Here is an 18,152-nt window from a genome sequence, read left to right on the forward strand (position 1 = left end):
TAGAATACGCGCATGAAACGAGTCGTAAAAAAGGCAGCAAGCGCCACTTTAGTGCTGGCTGCCGCTAGCACCCTGCTTGTCGGGTTTGCCGCCGTGGTGAGCCTTCGTCAACTTCCCGCGGTCGATGCGCTGCGGGACTATCGCCCGGACCTGCCGCTGCGCATTTTCACCAGCGACAATGTCCTGATCGGCGAATTCGGCAACGAGCATCGCGAATTCGTCCCCCTGGAGCGCATGCCCAAGCAGATGTCCAATGCGCTGCTGGCCGCCGAAGACGATCAGTTCTACCAGCATGCCGGCGTGGATATCCCGGGCATCTTCCGCGCGGCGATCGCCAATATCGGCGAGGGCTACGCCCAGGGCGCCTCCACCATCACCATGCAGGTGGCGCGCAATTTCTACCTCTCGCGCGAGAAGACGCTGGCGCGCAAATGGTATGAAATCCTGCTGGCATGGAAGATCGATCACTCCCTGTCCAAGGACCGCATCCTCGAGCTGTACATGAACCAGGTCTACCTGGGCGAGCATGCCTACGGCTTCGGCAGCGCGGCCCAGGCGTACTTCGGCAAGCCGCTGGATGCGCTCTCGCTGGCCGAAACCGCCATGCTGGCGGGCCTGCCCAAGGCGCCGTCGACCATGAACCCGGTGGTCAACTTCCCGCGCGCCAAGCTGCGCCAGCAATATGTGCTCGGGCGCATGCGGACGCTCGGCATGATCACGCCCCAGCAATACCAGGCGGCCCGGTCCGAGCCGCTGCAGGTGGCGGGTGCCCGCAACGGCCGCTTCGACGGCCATGCCGAATACGTGGCGGAACTGGCCCGCCAGCTCGCCTACGACCGTTTCGGCGAGGCGGCCTACACGCGCGGCATCAACGTCTACACCACGGTGTCGTCGGTGAGACAGAGCCTGGCCTATGAAGCCGTGCAGTCGGGACTCGCCCAGTACGGCAAGCGCCACGGCCAGCAGGCCGCCGCGGGTGCGCCCCAGGCCGCGCTGGTCTCGCTGGACAGCAAATCCGGCGCCATCGAAGCCATGATCGGCGGCGCTGATTTTGCCGCCAGCCGCTTCAACCATGCCACCCAGGCTGAGCGGCAGCCTGGCTCGACCTTCAAGCCGTTTATCTATTCCGCCGCGCTCGAACGCGGCATTTCGCCCACTACCATGATCAACGACGCGCCGCTGGACGCGTCGTCGCGCTGGCAGCCCGGCAACGACGATGGCCGCTTCCTCGGCGGCGTCAGCGTGCGCCAGGCGCTGGCCGAGTCGCGCAACCTGCCGGCCATCCGCACCTTGCAGACCATCGGCATTCCCTATGCGGTGGACTATGCCGGCAGGTTCGGCTTCTCCGAGCAGCGCCTGCCGCGCTACCTGCCGATGGCGCTGGGCACCGGCACCACCACGCCGCTGCGGCTCGCCGCCGCCTATGGCGTGTTTGCCAGCGAAGGCTATCGCACCGAGCCCTACCTGATCGAGCGCATCAGCGACGGCGCGGGCAATGTGCTGTTCAGTGCAAACAGCGAGCCCCAGCCGCAGCGCGTGATCCCCGAGCGCAACGCCTACGTGATGAACAGCCTGCTGCACAGCGTGGTGACCAGTGGCACGGGCGCGGGCCTGCAGCGCTACCTGCAACGGGCGGATATCGCCGGCAAGACCGGCACCACCAACGATTCGGTCGATGGCTGGTTTGCCGGCTATGCCTCGGGCATCGTCACGGTGGCGTGGATGGGCTTCGACGACAACCGCAGCCTGGGCCGGCACGAATTCGGCGCCACCACGGCCCTGCCGATCTGGGCGCGCTATATGGAAGGCCGCCTGGCCGGTCAGCCCGAGGGCGAATACGAGATGCCGAAGAACCTCGTGCGCGTCGGCGACGAGTGGACCTATCCGGAATATGCCGACGGCAGCCATGGCATCGCCTCGCTGGGGTTCCCGGCGGCGCCGCCGCCGGATTCCGACACCGATCCGGCCTTGACCGGCGCCACCGAGCCTGCCGGCGCAGGCACGGGAGCCGCCACGGACCCCATCCGGGCCGCCGCGCCACCCTCCCAGGCGGGTGGCATGCCTCTCGCGCCACAACCCAGCACCTGAGTCTGCGCGGGACCGCCCAGCGCGCTGCCGCAGCCCACGACACGAACCGGCCACTGCCGCCTGCGACGTACCGACGATGAACCTGATCCCCTACAGCGGCCCCCTGATCTGGGCCGTGGCCACGGCCACCACCGTTGGCGTCATCACGCGGCCGTTCCGGCTGCCGGAAGCATTCTGGGCGGTAGGCGGCGCGCTGCTGCTATGCGTGACAGGCCTGCTTGCCGTGCCCGATGCGCTGGCTGCCGTGGCGCGCGGCTACGACGTCTACCTGTTTCTCGGCGGCATGATGCTGGCGTCCGAACTGGCCCGCAAGACCGGGCTGTTCGACCATGTGGCAGCGCTGGCGGTGCGCCAGGCGCGGGGCTCCGCGCGGCGGCTGTTCGCGCTGGTCTACGGCTTCGGCGCCCTGGTCACGGTGTTCATGTCCAACGACGCCACCGCGGTGGTGCTGACGCCGGCCGTGCTGGCCGCCACCCGCGCCGCCAGGGTCAGGCAGCCCCTGCCCTACCTGTATGGCTGCGCCTTTATCGCCAATGCCGCCAGCTTCGTGCTGCCGATCTCGAATCCCGCCAACCTGGTCATCTTCGGTGAGCGCATGCCCACGCTGACGGGCTGGCTGGCCCGCTTCACGCTGCCCTCGCTGGTGGCGATCGCCGCCACCTTCGCGGCGCTCTACTGGACCCAGCGCCGCGCGCTTGCCGAGCCTATCGCGGCGGACGTGCCGGTGCCGCCCCTGAGCGCCGAAGCCAGGCTCACCGCCGTCGGCATCGTGGCCATGGGCATCGTGCTGCTGATCGCCTCCCTGCTGGGCGCGGACCTGGGCTGGCCCACCTGCCTGGCCGGCCTGGCGACCCTGCTGCTGGTCTGCGCGCGCCGCCCCGGCCTGTGCCTGCCGGCGCTGCGCGAGATCTCCTGGGGCGTGCTGCCGCTGGTGGCCGGCCTGTTCGTGCTGGTCGCCGGCCTGGAGCAGACCGGCCTGATCGCCAAGCTCGCCCATCTGGTGCAGGCGCTGGCGCAGCGGTCTCCGGCGGCCAGCGTATGGCTGCCAGGCGGGACCGTGGCCGTAGTCTCCAATATCGTCAACAACCTGCCGGCCGGCCTGTTCGCCGCTTCGGCCCTCGCGGCCAGCCATGCCTCCGCGCAGGCCACCAGCGCGGTGCTGATCGGCATCGACCTGGGGCCCAACCTGTCCGTCACCGGTTCGCTGGCCACCCTGCTGTGGCTGACCGCCTTGCGGCGCGAAGGGCAGCGGGTCGGCGCGCTGCAGTTCCTGCGCATCGGCGCGCTGGTGATGCCGCTGGCACTGGTGCCGGCGCTGGCGAGCCTGCTGATCTAGGCGCAGCCGGACGATGCGGCAGGCGGGGGGTTCCATGCCTGCCTGCCGCTGCGCCTCACGCCCCGGCCCACCGATTCACCGGTTCACGAACCGAGTTTGTCCAGCAAGCTGTACCAGGCTACGCCCGCCGCGATGTAGAAGCGCTGCAAGCCGTGCAGTGGTATCGGGGCAACCGGGGAGACCGGATACGGGAATTCGCCCTTTCCGCCCGCGATCCTGTCCGCGATATGCTTGCCGAGGCTGCTGCACAGCGCGATGCCCCGACCGTTGCAACCCAGCGCCATGATGACGCCGGGCGCGGGTTCGTGCACATGCGGCATGAAGTCGCGCGTAATGGCGATGCGCCCGGCCCAGCGGTACTCGTACTCGAGCGGGCCGAGTTGCGGGAACAATAGCGCGAGCGAGCGCTCCAGGTGAGCGAAGTCCTGCGGACCTCGCGGATCGGCAAAGAACCCGCGCCCTCCCATCAGCAGGCGCCCCTGCGCATCCTTGCGGAAATACAGCAGCAGCCGCTGCGAGGTGGAAGCGGTCTCGCCGCGCGTCAGGATGGCCTGCGCGTCCGCCGGCCTGAGCGGGCGGGTAGCCACGATGAAGCTGTTGGCCGACAGCACCGTCTGCGCCAGCCCGGGCCAAAGCCGGCCGGTGTAGCCGTTGGTCGCGAACACGACCTGGCCGGCGGTCACGGTAGCACCGGTCGATGTCGTCGCCACCCATTGCGTGCCTTGGCGCTCCAGGGCCGTCACCGCGGTAGCGCCGTGCACGGCGGCCCCGGCGTCCTGCGCGGCCTTGACCAGTCCCCGCGTATAGGCCAGCGGCTGGATCGCCCCGGCACGCGCATCCAGCCACCCGCCCGCAAACGCCTGCGTGCCCACGCGCCGCGCCACCGCGTCGCGGTCCAGCACTTCCACTGGCGCGCCGCGGTGCGCCCATTGCGCGGCCCGCGCGTGCATGCCGGCGACCTCCTTGTGCGAATAGGAGAGTTGCAGCCAGCCGCTGCGCACCGGCTGGCAATCGATGCGGTGGCGCGCGATCAGGTCGAATACCAGGTCGGCCGAACGCGATACCGCCTCGATCAGCGGCTCGGCAACCCTGGCGCCCAGCATGCGCACCAGCGCGTCGGGATCGTGCTTGAGCGTGGGATTGACCTGCCCGCCATTGCGCCCGGACGCGCCCCAGCCAGGCTCGCAGGCTTCGAGCACGCAAACCCGCGCACCGGTCTGGGCCAGGTGCAGCGCGGTGGACAGGCCGGTGAAGCCGGCGCCGATGACGAGCACGTCGGCCAGCCGCGATTCGCGCAGCGCGGGCGTCGGCGGCGCAGGCGGTGCGGTCGCGGCCCAAAGGGAGGGCGGCAACGGCGCGGGCGCACCCGGGCGGCCTGCCGTGAACTGGCGGGCCGTCATGACGCGGCCCCTTCCGGCGACCCGGCCGGCGCCCCTGCCGGCTTGTGCAGGACGCGCCGCAGAAAGTCCTGCGTACGCGGCTGCCGGGGCGCACCCAGCACCTGCGCCGCCGCGCCTTCCTCGACGATGGTGCCGCTGTGCAGGAAGCACACCCGGTCGGCCACCTCGCGGGCGAAGCCCATCTCGTGCGTCACCACGATCATGGTCATGCCTTCGCGGGCGAGCGCGCGCATGACTTCCAGCACATCGCCCACCAGTTCGGGGTCCAGCGCCGAGGTGGGTTCGTCGAACAGCATGGCTTCGGGCCGCATTGCCAGTGCGCGGGCAATGGCCACGCGCTGCTGCTGTCCGCCGGAGAGCTGGGGCGGATAGGCCTGCGCCTTGGCCGCGAGACCGACCTTGTCGAGCAGCGCCAGGGCATCGACACGCGCCTTGTCCGGGCGCTCGCCCAGCACGTACACCGGGCCCTCCATCACGTTCTCCAGCACGCTGCGGTGGGGAAAGAGATTGAAACGCTGGAACACCATGCCCATGCGGCTGCGCAAGCGGTGGATGCCCTTGCCGGCGCGGTCCACGCGCTCGCCGAAGGCAAGGATCTCGCCGCCGTCATAGGACTCCAGCCCGTTGATGCAGCGCAGGACCGTGGATTTGCCGGAACCCGAGGGGCCGATCAGGCAAACCACCTCTGCGGCGTCCACGTGCAGGCTGACGCCCCGCAGCACATGGTGGTCGCCGAAGTGTTTTTGCAGGTTCTGGATATGGATCATGTTCTTTTCCTTCCCGCGCCAAGGCGTTGTTCCAGCCGGCGCAGGCCGAAGACGAGCGGCAGGCTCATCAGCAGGTACAGCAAGGCCACCAGCGTGTACACGGTCATGTTCTGGAAGGTGGACGACGCGATCAGCTGGCCCGCGCGCGTCATTTCCGCCACCGTGATGGTGGAAACCAGCGACGAGTCCTTGAGCATCATCACCAGCGTGTTGCCATAGGGCGGCAGCGCAATACGGAAGGCCTGCGGCAGGATCACGCGGCGCATGATCAGCGCCGGGCGCATGCCCATGGCCTGCGCGGCCTCGCGCTGGCCCGGGTCGACGGCCTCGATGCCGGCGCGGAAGTTCTCCGCCTGATAGGCCGAGTAGGCGATGCCCAGGCCGATCACGCCGGCCTGGAAGGCCGTCAGGTGGATGCCGATATCCGGCAGCACGAAGTAGATATAGAACAGCTGCACGATGATCGGCAGGCCACGGATCACGTTGATCACCGACGCCGCGCCCCACGACAGCGCGCGCACCGGCGACAGCTTCAGCAGCGCCAGGCCCAGGCCGATCGCGCTGCTGAGCAGGAAGGCCAGCACGGTCACCTGTATCGTGACCACCGCGCCCTGCAGCAGGATCGGCAGGAAATCCCGCGCGTTCTGGAAAAAGAGAGCGCTATCCATCGCGGCTTACATGCCCCACTTCTGGACGATGCCCGCCAGCGTGCCGTCGGCCTTGACCTTGGCGATGGCCTTGTTCAGCCGGGCCAGCGTCTCGGTGTCGCCCTTGCGCACCACCAGGCAGACGTCGCCGACATTGACCGGCTTGTAGCTGCCGGCCAGCTTCACGCCGTGGAAGGCGTTCTGGCGCAACTGGTAGGCGATGATGGGCTGATCGCCCAGGCCAGCCTTGATGCGGCCAAGCGCCAGGTCGCGCGTCATGTCGGCCACCGAATCGTAGCTGCGCACTTCCTTGAAGATGCCCTTCTTGCTGAGCATGTCGAGGAAGACCGTGCCCACCTGCGCGCCCACGATCTCGCCCTTGAGTTCATCGAGGGAGGTGTAGGCCCTGGCGTCGTCGCTCCTGACGATCAGCCCTTCCCCATACGAATAGACCGGGTCGCTGAAGTCCACCACCTGCTGGCGGGCGGGCGTCTTCAGCATGGCGGCCGAGATGATGTCGATCTTGCTGGAGGTCAGCGAAGGGATCAACGCCGAGAAGACGGTCTGCTGCACATTGACGTTGAAGCCACCGGCCTTGCCGATGGCGGTGACCGTGTCGACCATCATGCCCTGGATGGTGTTGGTCTTCACGTCCAGGAAGGTGAACGGGACGCCGGTAGCCGTCGCTCCCACGTTGTAGGTTGGTGCCGTTCCCTGGGCCCAGGCGAACGAAACGGTGCTGGCTGCGCACAGGATTAGGGCAAGGCGGCGGGACATGCGGAAACGGGACATGCGGACACTCCTAGCGAAGGTGAACAAAAGGCGCCCGGGTGGGACAGCTCAAGGACTTATGCAATGAGCATGCCAATTTTCAATTCGATAGCAGCGAAATATAATTCTAGTTAACCATTAGTTGCATCTATCGAATCGATATGCGATTCTTTGGCTTGCACTACCCATCCCTTCCCTCAATGTCTATTTCCCGCCCCGACGCTGACGAGACAACCAGCCTCCTGTTCAACCAGTCCCTGGAAAAAGGCCTGACCGTGCTGCGCGCGTTCAGCGCGCAACGGCGCACCATGACGATCGCCGAAGTGGCGGATGCTGCCGCCATCAACAAAAGTTCCGCCCAGCGCATGGTCTTCACGCTCGAACAGCTGGGCTACCTGCGCAAGCACCCGCAGACCCGGCGCTACCAGTTGACGCCGCGCGTGATGGAAATCGGTTTCAACTACCTGGCGGCCAACCCGCTGATCGAGGTGGCCAACCCCTTCCTGTCGGAACTGACCAAGGTCACCACCGAGACCACCTGCCTGACGGAGCCGGACCTGCTCGATATGGTCTATATCGCAAGATTCGTCAGCGCCCATTTCGTGCCGGTGCACATGCCGATCGGCAGCCGCATCCCGATGTATTGCACCGGCTCCGGACGCGCCTACCTGAGCGCGCTGCCGGAAGACGAGGCGCTCGCGGTGATCGAGCGCTCGGATCGGGCCAGCCATACGGTCCATACGCGGACCGCGGTGGCGGATATCCTGGACATGTTGCGCGAGGCGCGCCGGCGGGGCTATGCGGTCAACAGCGAGGAGCTGTTCCTGGGCGACATGACGATTGCCGCACCGGTGCTTGGGGGCAGTGGACGTCCGGTGGGCGCGATACACGTGGTAGCGCCGACCAGCCGCTGGTCTCGCGAAGAAGCGGAGCGTAGGCTTGCGCCGCCGTTGCTGCAATGCGCGCGCGCCGTCAGCAGCTCGGTGCGGGCCATGGGATAAGAGGAAAAAAGGGCGGCAAAGGCAGGCACTGAAACCAGGGGCCGTACGCGCCCGCCGCCCGGGCGCGTACGGCGTATTGCCGGCGCTGGCCAGGCAGCCGCGCCAAGCCGGCGGTCCGGTCCCGCTGCGGCTCAGGCCGCGTCGGGCGCCGGATGTCCATGCCCCTGCTGGCTTTCCTGCTGGCGGTGGAATTGCGTATGGCGGTACAGCCCGTAGATGCTGGTGGCGGTAAAGCCCAGCTGCTGGACAAACAGACCGTAGGTGCCGGTGACCAGGGCGAACACGCTCCACAGGAGATTGGAACAGAGATAGGCAATCCAGCCCCATCGCGAAGCCTTGTTGTGCAAGGCGACCAGCAAGGAGCCGCTCATCGCCAGCGCGCAGCCGGACCACTCGAGGCCATTGAGCAAATTGGGAATGTACTGATGCGCCAGATCCATCGCGCTTGTCTCCTGAATGGTTCCAGATTTTATTTTGCGTTCATATTTTGCATACAATGTAGGGCGCAAGCTTAGCTTGCAAGCGGGTGCAGGGCAAGTGTTTTGCGGTGGCTTTTTCCCCTGGGAAGCTGGAGAGCGATGCTGCCCCCCTTCGGCGGTATCGATGACGTCCCATGACGTCCAGTACGCGAATCTACTTAAGAACTATCCCTAGGCACCGTAAGACGAGACTGTCATTAAGATACGAAGAACAGCCCGTTGGGTCAGGAGGGCATCATGCGCCCGCACTATGCAAGCGAGAAGGACAGTCAGGATGTACAGGATCTGCTACAGGCTTGCGGCCTGCCGGCCGACGGCGTAGCGGAGCAACTCGGCAATTTCCTGGTGGTACGGGACAACGCCGGCCTGCTTGGCTGCGCCGGCGTCGAGAACTACGGCCAGGTGGCGGTACTGCGTTCCGTGGCGGTTGCCGAGCGCGCGCGTTCGGCGGGCCTTGGAGAACTGCTGGTGGCGGCGATGCTGGCCGAGGCCCGCACGCGCGGCGTGCAGTCGGTGGTGCTGCAAACCACCACGGCGGCCGGCTATTTCGCGCGGCTGGGTTTCGAGCGCGTGGAGCGCGCCTGCATGCCGCCGGAACTGCTGCGCACGGCCCTGTCCCGCGAGGCCTGTCCCGCATCCGCCACCCTGATGCAGGCCGCGCTGTAGGTACTTCCCCGGGGGCGGTGCTGGCCGCCCCAGCCACTGGCCGGCATCGCGCCGCACCCCGCCACTTTCTCCTCTGCGTGCGATGCCCACGGCGCGCCGGAGCCGGCGTAGCATATTGTTGTACAGTAAATGCCAGCGCTCGCCGCGAAGCTTTCACCGACGACACCGACCATCACGAACCGCACGATATGGAATCCGACCATCAGGCACCCCACCCGGACCTCGACGAGGCACCGGGCAGTGCGTCGTCCCGCATCCGGGCGCGTTTGCAGGCAGCGCAAGAGCGCTTCCACGCCAACGATAATATCTCCGCCTATGTCGAACCCGGCGAACTGGACGAATTGCTCGACGAAGTACAGTCGCGCATGGAAGAGGTGTTGCGCAGCCTGGTGATCGACATCGAAAGCGACCACAACACCCGCGAAACCGCGCGCCGCGTGGCCAAGATGTACCTGAAGGAGATCTTTGCCGGCCGCTACGTCAGTCAGCCCAATGTGACCGAGTTCCCGAACGCGGAGCGCATCAACGAACTGATGATCGTGGGCCCGCTCCGGGTGCGCAGCGCCTGCTCGCACCACCTGTGCCCGATCATCGGCAAGCTGTGGGTGGGCGTCATGCCCAACCAGCACTCCAACCTGATCGGGCTGTCGAAGTACGCGCGCCTGGCCGAGTGGATCATGTGCCGTCCGCAGATCCAGGAAGAAGCCGTGACCCAGGTGGCCGACCTGCTGCAGGAAAAAATGAGCCCGGACGGGCTCGCCATCGTCATGGAAGCCGAGCACTTCTGCATGCACTGGCGCGGCGTGCGCGACACCGATGCAAAGATGACCAATAGCGTGATGCGCGGCTCCTTCCTCAAGGACGGCAGCCTGCGTCGCGAGTTCCTGGCCTTGCTGAACAGGACGCGCGACTAGCGACGGGGTAAGAGTGGGAAGCGAGAGGGGCAGCCGCACGCCCATCCCTCCGATCGCGCGAACCCGTACTCAACAGCAAACTGGAAACTGGAGCCAACATGCTTGTACGCCTGCTCTATGCCAGCCGCGCATGCCAGCCGGCCGATCCCGGGCTGGTAGACGCGATCGTTGCCACCAGTACCGCGAACAATCCCGGGCACGGCATCACCGGCGTGCTGTGCTATGGCCACGGTATCTTCATGCAGGCGCTGGAAGGCGGCCGCAATGAAGTCTCCCGCCTGTACCAGCAGATCGGCCGCGACGCGCGCCACGAAGACATCGTGCTGCTGCACTACGAGGAAATCCTCGAGCGCGAGTTCGCCGGCTGGGCCATGGGCCTGGTCAATACCGGCAAGGTCAATATGGCCACCATCCTCAAGTATTCCGAGCGCGGCGAACTGGACCCCTATCGCACCAGCGGCCAGGCATCGCAGGCCCTGCTCAAGGAGCTGATCGCGGGCGCATCCATCGTGGGACGCACCTCGGAACGCCACCGGATCTGAAACGCATCCACCGAACCAAACCAACAACATGGAGAACGCGTGAGCGCAACGTTCAACCCCGGCACCGCAGCGGCGCTGCTGGCCGATGCCTGCCGGCGCGGCGTGCAATTGCGCGACCTGCCCGCCGATGCCAAGCCGGCCACGCTGGCCTGCGGCTATGACGTACAGGACCGCTTCGTGGCAGCACTCGGCGATCCGGTGGTGGGCTGGAAGCTCGGCGTCGGCAGCGCCAACGCCATGCGGCGCGCCAGCCTGGCGCGCCCGCTGGTTGGCCAGGTGGGCGCTTCGCGCTGCTTTGCCTCGGGCGATACGGTACATGTCCCGGCGGGCGCGGTGGCCACCATTGAATTCGAAATCGCGGTGAGGCTGGCACGGGACGTCGCGCCCGCGCACGGCGAACTGGCGCCGGCGGCGCTGACCGAACTCGTCCAGAGCGCGCAAGTCGCCTTCGAAGTGGTGCTCTCGCGGTACGAGGACCGCGGCGCGGTCGGCATGCCGGCCTTTGCCGGCGACAACGTCGGATTCCACGCGCTGGTGCTGGGCGCGCAGATCGATCCCGCCAGCGTGGAAGACGTGCGCGCCAGCGCCAGCGTGACGCTCGACGGCGCGGCAAGCGCGCTGCCGCTCGACGGCGACGACGCCATCTACCCGCTGGAAGCCCTGCAATCCCTGCTGGCGCATGCCGCAGAACGCGGCATCACCTTGCGCAAGGGCACAGTGGTCACCACCGGTACGCTGACCCGCCCATTCGACGTGGCGGCTGGCGTGCATGCCGTCCGCGCAACTTATGCCGGCGGCGAACTGGTGCTGAACCTGGCGCCGCAGACCGGACCGGGCTGACAACGCGCTGGCGCGCGCCTCCCGTCCCCAGGGGGCGGGCTCCTCGAGCGTCAAGGGCGGCGCCGGAGGCCGGTCGCCGATGTATCGGCCGCGTCGCGCCGCTGCTCCGCCACCCCTCCCACAGCTTGGCATTTCCCGGCAATCGGCTAGAACTATCAGAGTGATCACAGTCCAGATGACGGCTGCATGAAAGGAGCCCGGCATGCGAAGAGGTGCGGCCATTCTGTCGGCCATGCTGCTGTGCGCACCGCAAGCCGGGCTCCATGCGGCCCGCAAGGAGAGTGCAATGTCCCTCACGCTGACCTCCACAGCCTTCGCCAACGGCAGTGAAATCCCTGCCGGCCATACGTGTGAAGGCGCGGATACTTCGCCGCCGCTCGCCTGGTCCGGCGTGCCCGCCGGCACCAGGAGCCTGGCGCTGATCGTGGACGACCCGGATGCGCCCGACCCGGCCGCGCCGCTGATGACCTGGGTGCACTGGGTCCTGTACGACATCCCGCCGGACGGCGCCGGCCTGGCCGGCGGTATCGCCCCGGCCAGCTTGCCCGGCGGCACGCGCGAAGGTGTAAACGACTGGCACAGGACCGGCTACGGCGGCCCCTGCCCGCCGCTCGGGCGTCATCGCTATTTCTTCAAGCTATATGCGCTGGACGCGGTCCTGCCCGATCTGGGCAAGGCTTCCAAGGCCACGCTCGAGAAAGCCATGCATGGCCACGTGCTGGCGCAAGCGGCGCTGGTAGGGACGTACCAGAAGCGCTCCTGACACCGCAGTTCCGGCAATCTCCCGAAAACCAGGGCGGCGGGACTGCCGCGCCGGGTACCAGTGGCATCACATGGCCGTGCGGGGCGGGCAGCTTGTACCGCGCGCGTGGCGGGCTTGGCATTTGCCGCCAATGGGCTAGAACTATCACAGGAGCCTGATCTTCAGGCTGCTTTGTCTTTGTGGAAGGAGGCGTTCATGGAACTCCATATGCAGTCGCACCATTTCACCCACCGTATGCCGGACTGGCGCGCGGCCGCGTTTGCGGGCCTGATCGCTGGCGCGGTGTACGTGGTCATGGAACTGCTGACGGCTCGCTTCGTCTTGTATCAGAGCGCATGGGGCACGGTGAAGATGGTGGCAGCCATCATGCTCGGCAAGGAAACGATGGCATCGGCGGACGCCTTCAGCTGGAGTATCGTGCTGGCCGCGGGAGTGGTGCACTTCGGCCTGTCGGTCGTGCTAGCCACGATCCTGGCGATGATCATCGCGTCCTTCCGCTTCGACTCCAGCTCCGGCATGGCATCGCTCACCGGCGCGATCTTCGGGGCGCTGGTCTATCTGGTCAATTTCTATGCGCTGGGCCGTTACTTCAACTGGTTCGACGAGGCACGCGGGTGGGAAAGCCTGTTCGCGCATGTCCTGTTCGGGCTGATTGCCGCTAACGCCTATATGTACCTGGAACGGCCGGCGCCGGATTCCCCGGCCAGCGGCCAGGGCGCCTGAACGCCCGCGAGCGGGCAGGCCCAGCGCCTCGCGGATCGTGCTGCGCCCGCCGTCGCAGGCGGACGATCCAGTCCGCCTCCATCCGGTAGCTGCCTCGGCGTGGCCAGGCTGAGGGTGGCGCCGTCCGCGCGGGCGTCGATGGCGGTCACGCGGGTCCGCCAGCGGATATCGATCAGGTCCAGCTTCCTGCTGGCGGCATCGAGCAGGAATTGCTCGATATGGTATTGCGCCATGAGCGTTGCTCCTGAAGCTGGCCAGCACGAAGCAAGCTCCCTCGTGTGCTATGGAAGTCTGGCCCGTAGCCGGTCCCAGCGTGTCGGCGGCAAATCCACATAGCCGATTCCATCGGAAGGGGAAGTGTCGTATATTACGCTGCCACCGGACCAAATTATTTTTGGCTCAGGGTGATTATATGTTCTTTCAGCCAGCAATTCGCCGCTTTTGGCATCATAAAGGCGGAATACCATAGAGTCACCAGTTGATAAGTAACACATTTCGCCGATATAAAGATTTCCATCACTTTCTCTCTTGCATTCGTGCGCCCCCAGCCGATTTGCCACATCACATCCATACGGCGCAATCAAGATTACGATAAAAAATAAAATCGTCAATTTGCATGAGCGATTGATCCAGATCCTTGCGCGCGCACTCATATTCATAGGTCGAACTCCATCACCCAAGGCTCAGGAAATGCCATCCTGGTTAATACCGAATCTCGCCCCATCATCGGTATTGGCATAGTTCAACTCGCCGGATAACCATTTGCGCATGACCTTAGCCGATATGGGCCAGCCGATGCGGTCCATCGCCCCGGGAATATCCTGTAGATCAAACGGATTAACGCGCGGCGTCTTGACCTCCGGCGTGGCGGGAGCCGGTATTGGCTTTGGCGGCAGCGGCGTGTTCAGCCATTCTCGAAACTCTAGAAATCCTTCTATGAGCGATTTCGGTGGGCGCTTAGGCTCTTTCGGCTTTGGCGGCGCGGGAGGCGATGGCGGTTGGTCGCGCAAGGGTGGCGCGGGGCGATCCGTAGAAATATAGAACTCATCTACGTCCTCAATGGTGCAACCTTGCTGTTCACGCCTGAGCGCCCACAACGGCTTGATGAACCGTTGCTCAAAAAACGGTATCCGCTTATCTGAATTTTCCATAACCCCGCTCACCACCAAATCTTCGCTTATAGCTGCGGCGGAATCATATGAAAAGCAGAAGAGTCCGGTTTTCAGGTGGGAAACCGCAAATTTTTTGCAAAATCACAGCCGGGCCAGGGCCGGGCGGTCGCGACAAATGCAACCGGCCCAATTGCAACGGCTCTCTTCCTGGTCAATCGCAACGGGCAGGGGTACCTATTTATATTTGATGTCCTCGCTGTTCTGCAGGATGCCGGAACCGGGTTTCTCCGCGTCCCGGGCGGAGACGATCGTCTGGTTGCCGTCCAGCACGTAATAGTGCCTGGCATACGTATCCGCGACATCGCGCAGGTACCGCCCGCCGCGGTGATCCGCGACCGATACCGTGCGCGGCCGGTTGCCGAACTCATAGGCAAAGACGGTGCACTGCGAGATGGAAGCGACCTCGTCGAGCGTTTTCAGCACTTCCGAGGCAAGGGCGTTCGCGTCGTCATGCCCGATGGCCGCCACCAGGCCGGTGACCCGGGAAAGATCAAGCTGGCCCGCCAGCCGGGGGCGGTCGAGACGCCAGTAGCGCATGATCTGATCCGGAAATCCGTGGCATGCCCTTCATTCTAGACCCGGCGCAGCGGCCAGGCCCGCACGCCTGCGCCCGCTCCGGCTAAAGGCAGCACGCGCCAGCCAGATAGGCTTTGCGCCAGCGCGTAATGCGCACCTCCGCGAAAAGGCCCGCCGCCGCGAACGGATCCGCATCGATGAATTGCTGCGCCGCATCGCGCGTCTCGACGTCGACGATATAGACGCCGCCGCCGGCATCGCTGCCGTCGTCGTTGAGCTTGGCCCCGCATGCCAGCAGCAAGGCCTTGTGCTGGTCCAGGAAATCGAGATGGCGGGCGCGGGTCGCCTGCCTCACTTGCTGATGCTGCGGCTTGTCCCAGGTTTCGATCAGGAATGGCATGGCTGTCTCTCTAGCGAGCGGTAAGCGATGATACGCGAAGGCGGAGAGGCGTCGCGGATTGGTACGGCAGCCTCAATACGACCTTACGCCCTATGGTCCACTTTTCCGCAAAGCCTTGCCATGCGGCCGGGCGCCGCCCCTTCGCCGGGAAGCCGGGACAGGCTTGGATTTCAGGCTTGACAAATCCGCCTGGCTTCGTTCCTGCCTCCTTGCCAGTCCTCAGTGTTATCCACACTTTATGTGGATAACATTGTCGACAAGCTCCGCAAACGGCTCTGGCACGGGCACCCCATCGGACTGCCCACAAAACGGGCAACCGCGTGCCGGACGCGGGAATGCGAGCCCGGCCCTGCCCCGGCCACACCGGAGTCGCAAGGCCGTCAACAGAGTCAGGCCCCCATCGGGGCCCGCTTCCAGCCGGCCCCGGGGGCCACGCAAGAAGCAGAAGATGCGCAATAACGATAGCAACAACGAAGCCAATGGCAAAGCCCGCCGGTCACCTTGCGGTGCGCGGCGGGCTTTGCCATTGGCTGAAGCGAGTAAGGGCTACGCCGTTCGTGCGGGCAGCGCGCGCGGTGCTTCGCCCGCATGGGCCACGGCAGCCTGCTGCATCAGCACCAGTTGCGCCGGCATCGGCGCGGCAAAGCCAGCCTCGCCGAAGCTCTCGCGGATCACGCGGTTGGTGTCGAAGTACACCTGCCAGTAATGATCGTTATGGCAATGCGGCCGCACCGCCAGCACCGGTCCGACCAGGGTGAACTCCAGGATTTCCACGTCGACCGCCGGGGCCGCCAGCACATTGGGAATCGCCGCCACGCGCTCCTTGAGCAGGGCGATGGCCGCGGCGTGGTCGGTGCTGCCGGCCAGCTGCGCCTTCAGCTCGACCCGGCGCGACGGGTTGGCGGTGAAGTTCTGGATGGTCTCGGCAAAGATCTTGTTGTTGCCCACCACGGTCAGGACGTTGTCCGGCGTATCGAGGGTGGTGGCGAACAATCCGATCTCGCGTACGGTGCCGGTGACCCCGGCCGCCGTGACGAAGTCGCCGACCTTGAAGGGGCGCAGCACGATCAGGAAGGCGCCTGCCGCGAAGTTGGCCATCAGGCCCGACCATGCCATGCCGATGGCCACGCCGGCGGCGGCGATCAGCGCGGCAAAGCTGGTGGTCTGGATGCCGAAGTAGCCAAGGATGCCGATCACCAGCACCACGTTCAGCGTCACCGTGATGATCGAGCCCACATAGCGCAACAGCGTCGGGTCCACCTTCTGCCGCCCGAGCGAGCCCTGCACCATCTTCACCACCAGATGGATCAGCCAGCGTCCGATCACCCAGAAGGCGATTGCCGCCAGCACCTTCACGCCAAAGTCGCTGGCATAGGCCACGGCCAGATCCTGGTATTTCTGCAGCGTAGTCAGCTCCATCGCTTCATCCTTTTCCCGACGTCGTTTGTGTTGTCGTACACGCGTTATATTCGCGCTGTACACGCGGGTGAGCGGCGTCTGCCGCGCCGCCCCGCAGCGCCAAGTATCGCCGCTGCGGCAGGTGCCGGTACAGGATGGAATTGCAAAGAATTCTGTCGACGCGGACAACGAAGCGCGCCTGCGGGAGAGGGGGAATCTACCGGCGTCAACCGCTGGCCGGCCGACCCGCTCAGCCGGCCAGCCTGGCCTGCGCATCGCGCAGCGCCGTGCGCAGGCCCTCCTCCACCACCGGGTGGTAGTACGGCATGGCCAGCATCTGCTCGACGGTGAGCGCCTGCTGATACGCCCAGGCCAGCAGGTGCGCGATATGCTCGGCGCGCGGGCCGGTCCATTCCGCGCCGAGGAAACGCCCGCTTTGCTTGTCGGCGTAGACATGCATCAGCCCGCGGTTCTTGCGCATCACGCGGCTGCGGCCCTGGTCCTCGAAGCTCACCTCGCCCACCACGAAACTGTCCGGCGCCAGGTCGGCATAGCGCTGCCCCACCATGGCGATCTGCGGATCGCTGAACACCACGCCGAGCGGCGCGCGGCGCGCCAGCGGACGCACCTCGGGGTACGCTGCCGCGTTCTCGCCGGCCGCCTTGCCTTCGTCCGCGGCTTCATGCAGCAACGGCAGGATGTCGTTGGCATCGCCGGCGATGAAGACCGGCGCCGTGCCGCATTGCAAGGTGGCCGGGTCGAACACCGGCATGCCGCGCCAATCCAGCGCCAGCCCGGTATGCTCCAGGCCCAGGCCGCGCACATTCGGCTGGCGGCCGGTGGCGGCGAGCACATAGTCGAAGCGTTCAGTGACGATGTTGCCGTCAAGGTCGGTGAAGCTGATGACCGCTTCGTCGCCGTCCCGGCGCATCTCGCCGAGCCTTGCGTCCGGGTCGAGGTAGAACTCCTCGCGGAAACCGGCGACGGCATTGGCCTTGACGGCCGGATCGGTCAGCGGCCCCACGCCGCCGCGCAGGCCGAACACGCGCACCCGCACGCCGAGGCGCGACAGCGCCTGGCCCAGCTCGAGCCCGATCACGCCGGGGCCGAACACGGCCACGCTGCGCGGCAGGTCGTCCCAGGCGAAGACGTCGTCGTTGACCACCAGGCGGTCGCCGAACACCTTGAACGGCGGCGGGATCATGGGGCTGGAGCCGGTAGCGATCACCACGCGGCTGGCGCGCACGGTGGTGTGTTCGCCCACCTGCAACACGGTGTTGTCGATAAAGCGGGCATAGCCGCTCACCTTGTCCTCGGCGGGGATGCCGTCCACGCCGCGCACCACGAAGCCGACAAAGCGGTCGCGCTCACGCTTGACCCGCGCCATGACTTCGCGCCCGTCGATGCGGATCCCGCCATCCACATGCACGCCGAAGGGTGCGGTGTGGCGCAGTTCGTGGGCGGCCTCGGCCGCGGCGATCAACAGCTTGGAAGGCATGCAGCCCACGCGGGCGCAGGTGGTGCCGTAGGGACCGCCCTCGATGATGACAGCGCGCTTGCCGGCGGCGCGGGCCGCACGGTACGCGGCCAGGCCGGCCGTGCCGGCGCCGATCACGGCAACATCGGTCTGAATGGTTTGAATGGTTTGCACGGTCTGCGCGGTCTGCGTGGAGGTCATGTCGGATTTCCTGGTGAAGCGTGTCAATCAACGGACCGGATGGCACCGGAC

The 18,152-nt window shown here is 66.2% G+C and carries 19 protein-coding genes and 2 pseudogenes; 9 read left to right on the forward strand and 12 right to left on the reverse strand.

Annotated features, from left to right (window positions below; all coding sequences use genetic code 11):
- Positions 1-12 precede the first annotated feature (12 nt).
- Together P3W85_RS38085 and P3W85_RS38090 are read left to right on the forward strand one after the other, a co-directional pair.
- Positions 13-2,088 (forward strand): penicillin-binding protein 1A, encoded by a 2,076-nt coding sequence (locus P3W85_RS38085; protein ID WP_276268598.1) that lies wholly within the window; start codon positions 13-15, stop codon positions 2,086-2,088.
- Between the two features lie 76 nt (positions 2,089-2,164).
- Positions 2,165-3,424, forward strand: coding sequence for an arsenic transporter (locus P3W85_RS38090; RefSeq protein ID WP_430869699.1), 1,260 nt, complete (start codon positions 2,165-2,167; stop codon positions 3,422-3,424).
- 83 nt (positions 3,425-3,507) lie between these two features.
- Here the strand turns inward: P3W85_RS38090 and P3W85_RS38095 are convergent, their stop codons facing one another.
- From P3W85_RS38095 to P3W85_RS38110, 4 genes are read right to left on the reverse strand one after another with little or no spacing between them, the layout of a single operon-like run.
- Complete coding sequence (locus tag P3W85_RS38095; protein ID WP_276268599.1) at positions 3,508-4,824, reverse strand: NAD(P)/FAD-dependent oxidoreductase; 1,317 nt, start codon at positions 4,822-4,824, stop codon at positions 3,508-3,510.
- On the reverse strand, positions 4,821-5,591 hold the full coding sequence (locus P3W85_RS38100) for an amino acid ABC transporter ATP-binding protein (protein WP_276268600.1): 771 nt from the start codon (positions 5,589-5,591) through the stop codon (positions 4,821-4,823). Before P3W85_RS38100 ends, P3W85_RS38095 begins: the two co-directional genes overlap by 4 nt.
- Complete coding sequence (ehuD, locus tag P3W85_RS38105) at positions 5,588-6,259, reverse strand: ectoine/hydroxyectoine ABC transporter permease subunit EhuD (RefSeq protein WP_017226835.1); 672 nt, start codon at positions 6,257-6,259, stop codon at positions 5,588-5,590. Before ehuD ends, P3W85_RS38100 begins: the two co-directional genes overlap by 4 nt.
- A 6-nt stretch (positions 6,260-6,265) precedes the next feature.
- The gene (locus P3W85_RS38110) at positions 6,266-7,030 is read right to left on the reverse strand and encodes an ABC transporter substrate-binding protein (RefSeq protein ID WP_276268601.1); all 765 of its coding nucleotides are present in this window, start codon (positions 7,028-7,030) and stop codon (positions 6,266-6,268) included.
- Between the two features lie 179 nt (positions 7,031-7,209).
- Between P3W85_RS38110 and P3W85_RS38115 the strand changes: the two genes are divergently transcribed.
- Positions 7,210-8,010 (forward strand): IclR family transcriptional regulator, encoded by an 801-nt coding sequence (locus tag P3W85_RS38115; protein WP_276268602.1) that lies wholly within the window; start codon positions 7,210-7,212, stop codon positions 8,008-8,010.
- A gap of 131 nt (positions 8,011-8,141) precedes the next feature.
- Here P3W85_RS38115 and P3W85_RS38120 read toward each other — a convergent pair whose 3' ends face one another.
- Positions 8,142-8,450: a nicotinamide mononucleotide transporter gene (locus P3W85_RS38120; protein WP_017226832.1), complete on the reverse strand. Its 309-nt coding sequence runs from the start codon at positions 8,448-8,450 to the stop codon at positions 8,142-8,144.
- A 276-nt stretch (positions 8,451-8,726) separates the two neighbouring features.
- Between P3W85_RS38120 and arsN2 the strand changes: the two genes are divergently transcribed.
- The 6 genes from arsN2 to P3W85_RS38150 all read left to right on the forward strand — a co-directional run bounded on the left by arsN2 (position 8,727) and on the right by P3W85_RS38150 (position 12,937).
- A complete protein-coding gene (gene arsN2, locus P3W85_RS38125; protein ID WP_017226831.1) occupies positions 8,727-9,155 on the forward strand; it encodes an arsenic resistance N-acetyltransferase ArsN2 in 429 nt (142 codons plus the stop codon).
- A gap of 188 nt (positions 9,156-9,343) precedes the next feature.
- On the forward strand, positions 9,344-10,069 hold the full coding sequence (gene folE, locus P3W85_RS38130; RefSeq protein WP_017226830.1) for a GTP cyclohydrolase I: 726 nt from the start codon (positions 9,344-9,346) through the stop codon (positions 10,067-10,069).
- 98 nt (positions 10,070-10,167) lie between these two features.
- Complete coding sequence (locus P3W85_RS38135) at positions 10,168-10,611, forward strand: BLUF domain-containing protein (RefSeq protein ID WP_017226829.1); 444 nt, start codon at positions 10,168-10,170, stop codon at positions 10,609-10,611.
- Positions 10,612-10,650: 39 nt separating this feature from the next.
- Positions 10,651-11,451, forward strand: a complete 801-nt coding sequence (locus P3W85_RS38140) for a fumarylacetoacetate hydrolase family protein (protein ID WP_276268603.1) — start codon at positions 10,651-10,653, stop codon at positions 11,449-11,451.
- A gap of 286 nt (positions 11,452-11,737) precedes the next feature.
- Positions 11,738-12,214, forward strand: a complete 477-nt coding sequence (locus P3W85_RS38145) for a YbhB/YbcL family Raf kinase inhibitor-like protein (RefSeq protein ID WP_276268607.1) — start codon at positions 11,738-11,740, stop codon at positions 12,212-12,214.
- A gap of 195 nt (positions 12,215-12,409) precedes the next feature.
- Positions 12,410-12,937 (forward strand): hypothetical protein, encoded by a 528-nt coding sequence (locus tag P3W85_RS38150; protein ID WP_017228472.1) that lies wholly within the window; start codon positions 12,410-12,412, stop codon positions 12,935-12,937.
- A 3-nt stretch (positions 12,938-12,940) separates the two neighbouring features.
- On the opposite strand, the pseudogene P3W85_RS38155 reads toward P3W85_RS38150, so the two are convergent.
- The 7 genes and pseudogenes from P3W85_RS38155 to P3W85_RS38185 form a co-directional block, all read right to left on the reverse strand.
- A pseudogene (locus tag P3W85_RS38155) lies at positions 12,941-13,170 on the reverse strand (FAD-dependent monooxygenase); the annotation flags it as partial.
- Between the two features lie 48 nt (positions 13,171-13,218).
- On the reverse strand, positions 13,219-13,596 hold the full coding sequence (locus P3W85_RS38160) for a hypothetical protein (protein WP_276268604.1): 378 nt from the start codon (positions 13,594-13,596) through the stop codon (positions 13,219-13,221).
- Positions 13,597-13,620: 24 nt separating this feature from the next.
- Positions 13,621-14,088 carry a DUF6402 family protein gene (locus P3W85_RS38165; RefSeq protein WP_276268605.1) on the reverse strand — a complete coding sequence of 156 codons (468 nt, stop codon included), beginning with the start codon at positions 14,086-14,088 and terminating at the stop codon, positions 13,621-13,623.
- Positions 14,089-14,301: 213 nt separating this feature from the next.
- A pseudogene (locus tag P3W85_RS38170) lies at positions 14,302-14,646 on the reverse strand (LuxR family transcriptional regulator); the annotation flags it as partial.
- 82 nt (positions 14,647-14,728) lie between these two features.
- A complete protein-coding gene (locus P3W85_RS38175; protein WP_017228469.1) occupies positions 14,729-15,025 on the reverse strand; it encodes a YciI family protein in 297 nt (98 codons plus the stop codon).
- A 546-nt stretch (positions 15,026-15,571) separates the two neighbouring features.
- Positions 15,572-16,444: a mechanosensitive ion channel family protein gene (locus P3W85_RS38180; protein WP_017228468.1), complete on the reverse strand. Its 873-nt coding sequence runs from the start codon at positions 16,442-16,444 to the stop codon at positions 15,572-15,574.
- Between the two features lie 229 nt (positions 16,445-16,673).
- Positions 16,674-18,065: a dihydrolipoyl dehydrogenase gene (locus P3W85_RS38185; RefSeq protein WP_276268608.1), complete on the reverse strand. Its 1,392-nt coding sequence runs from the start codon at positions 18,063-18,065 to the stop codon at positions 16,674-16,676.
- Positions 18,066-18,152: the final 87 nt, after the last annotated feature.

Origin of the sequence: Cupriavidus basilensis (assembly GCF_029335485.1) — a bacterium.
GTDB lineage: Bacteria > Pseudomonadota > Gammaproteobacteria > Burkholderiales > Burkholderiaceae > Cupriavidus > Cupriavidus basilensis_E.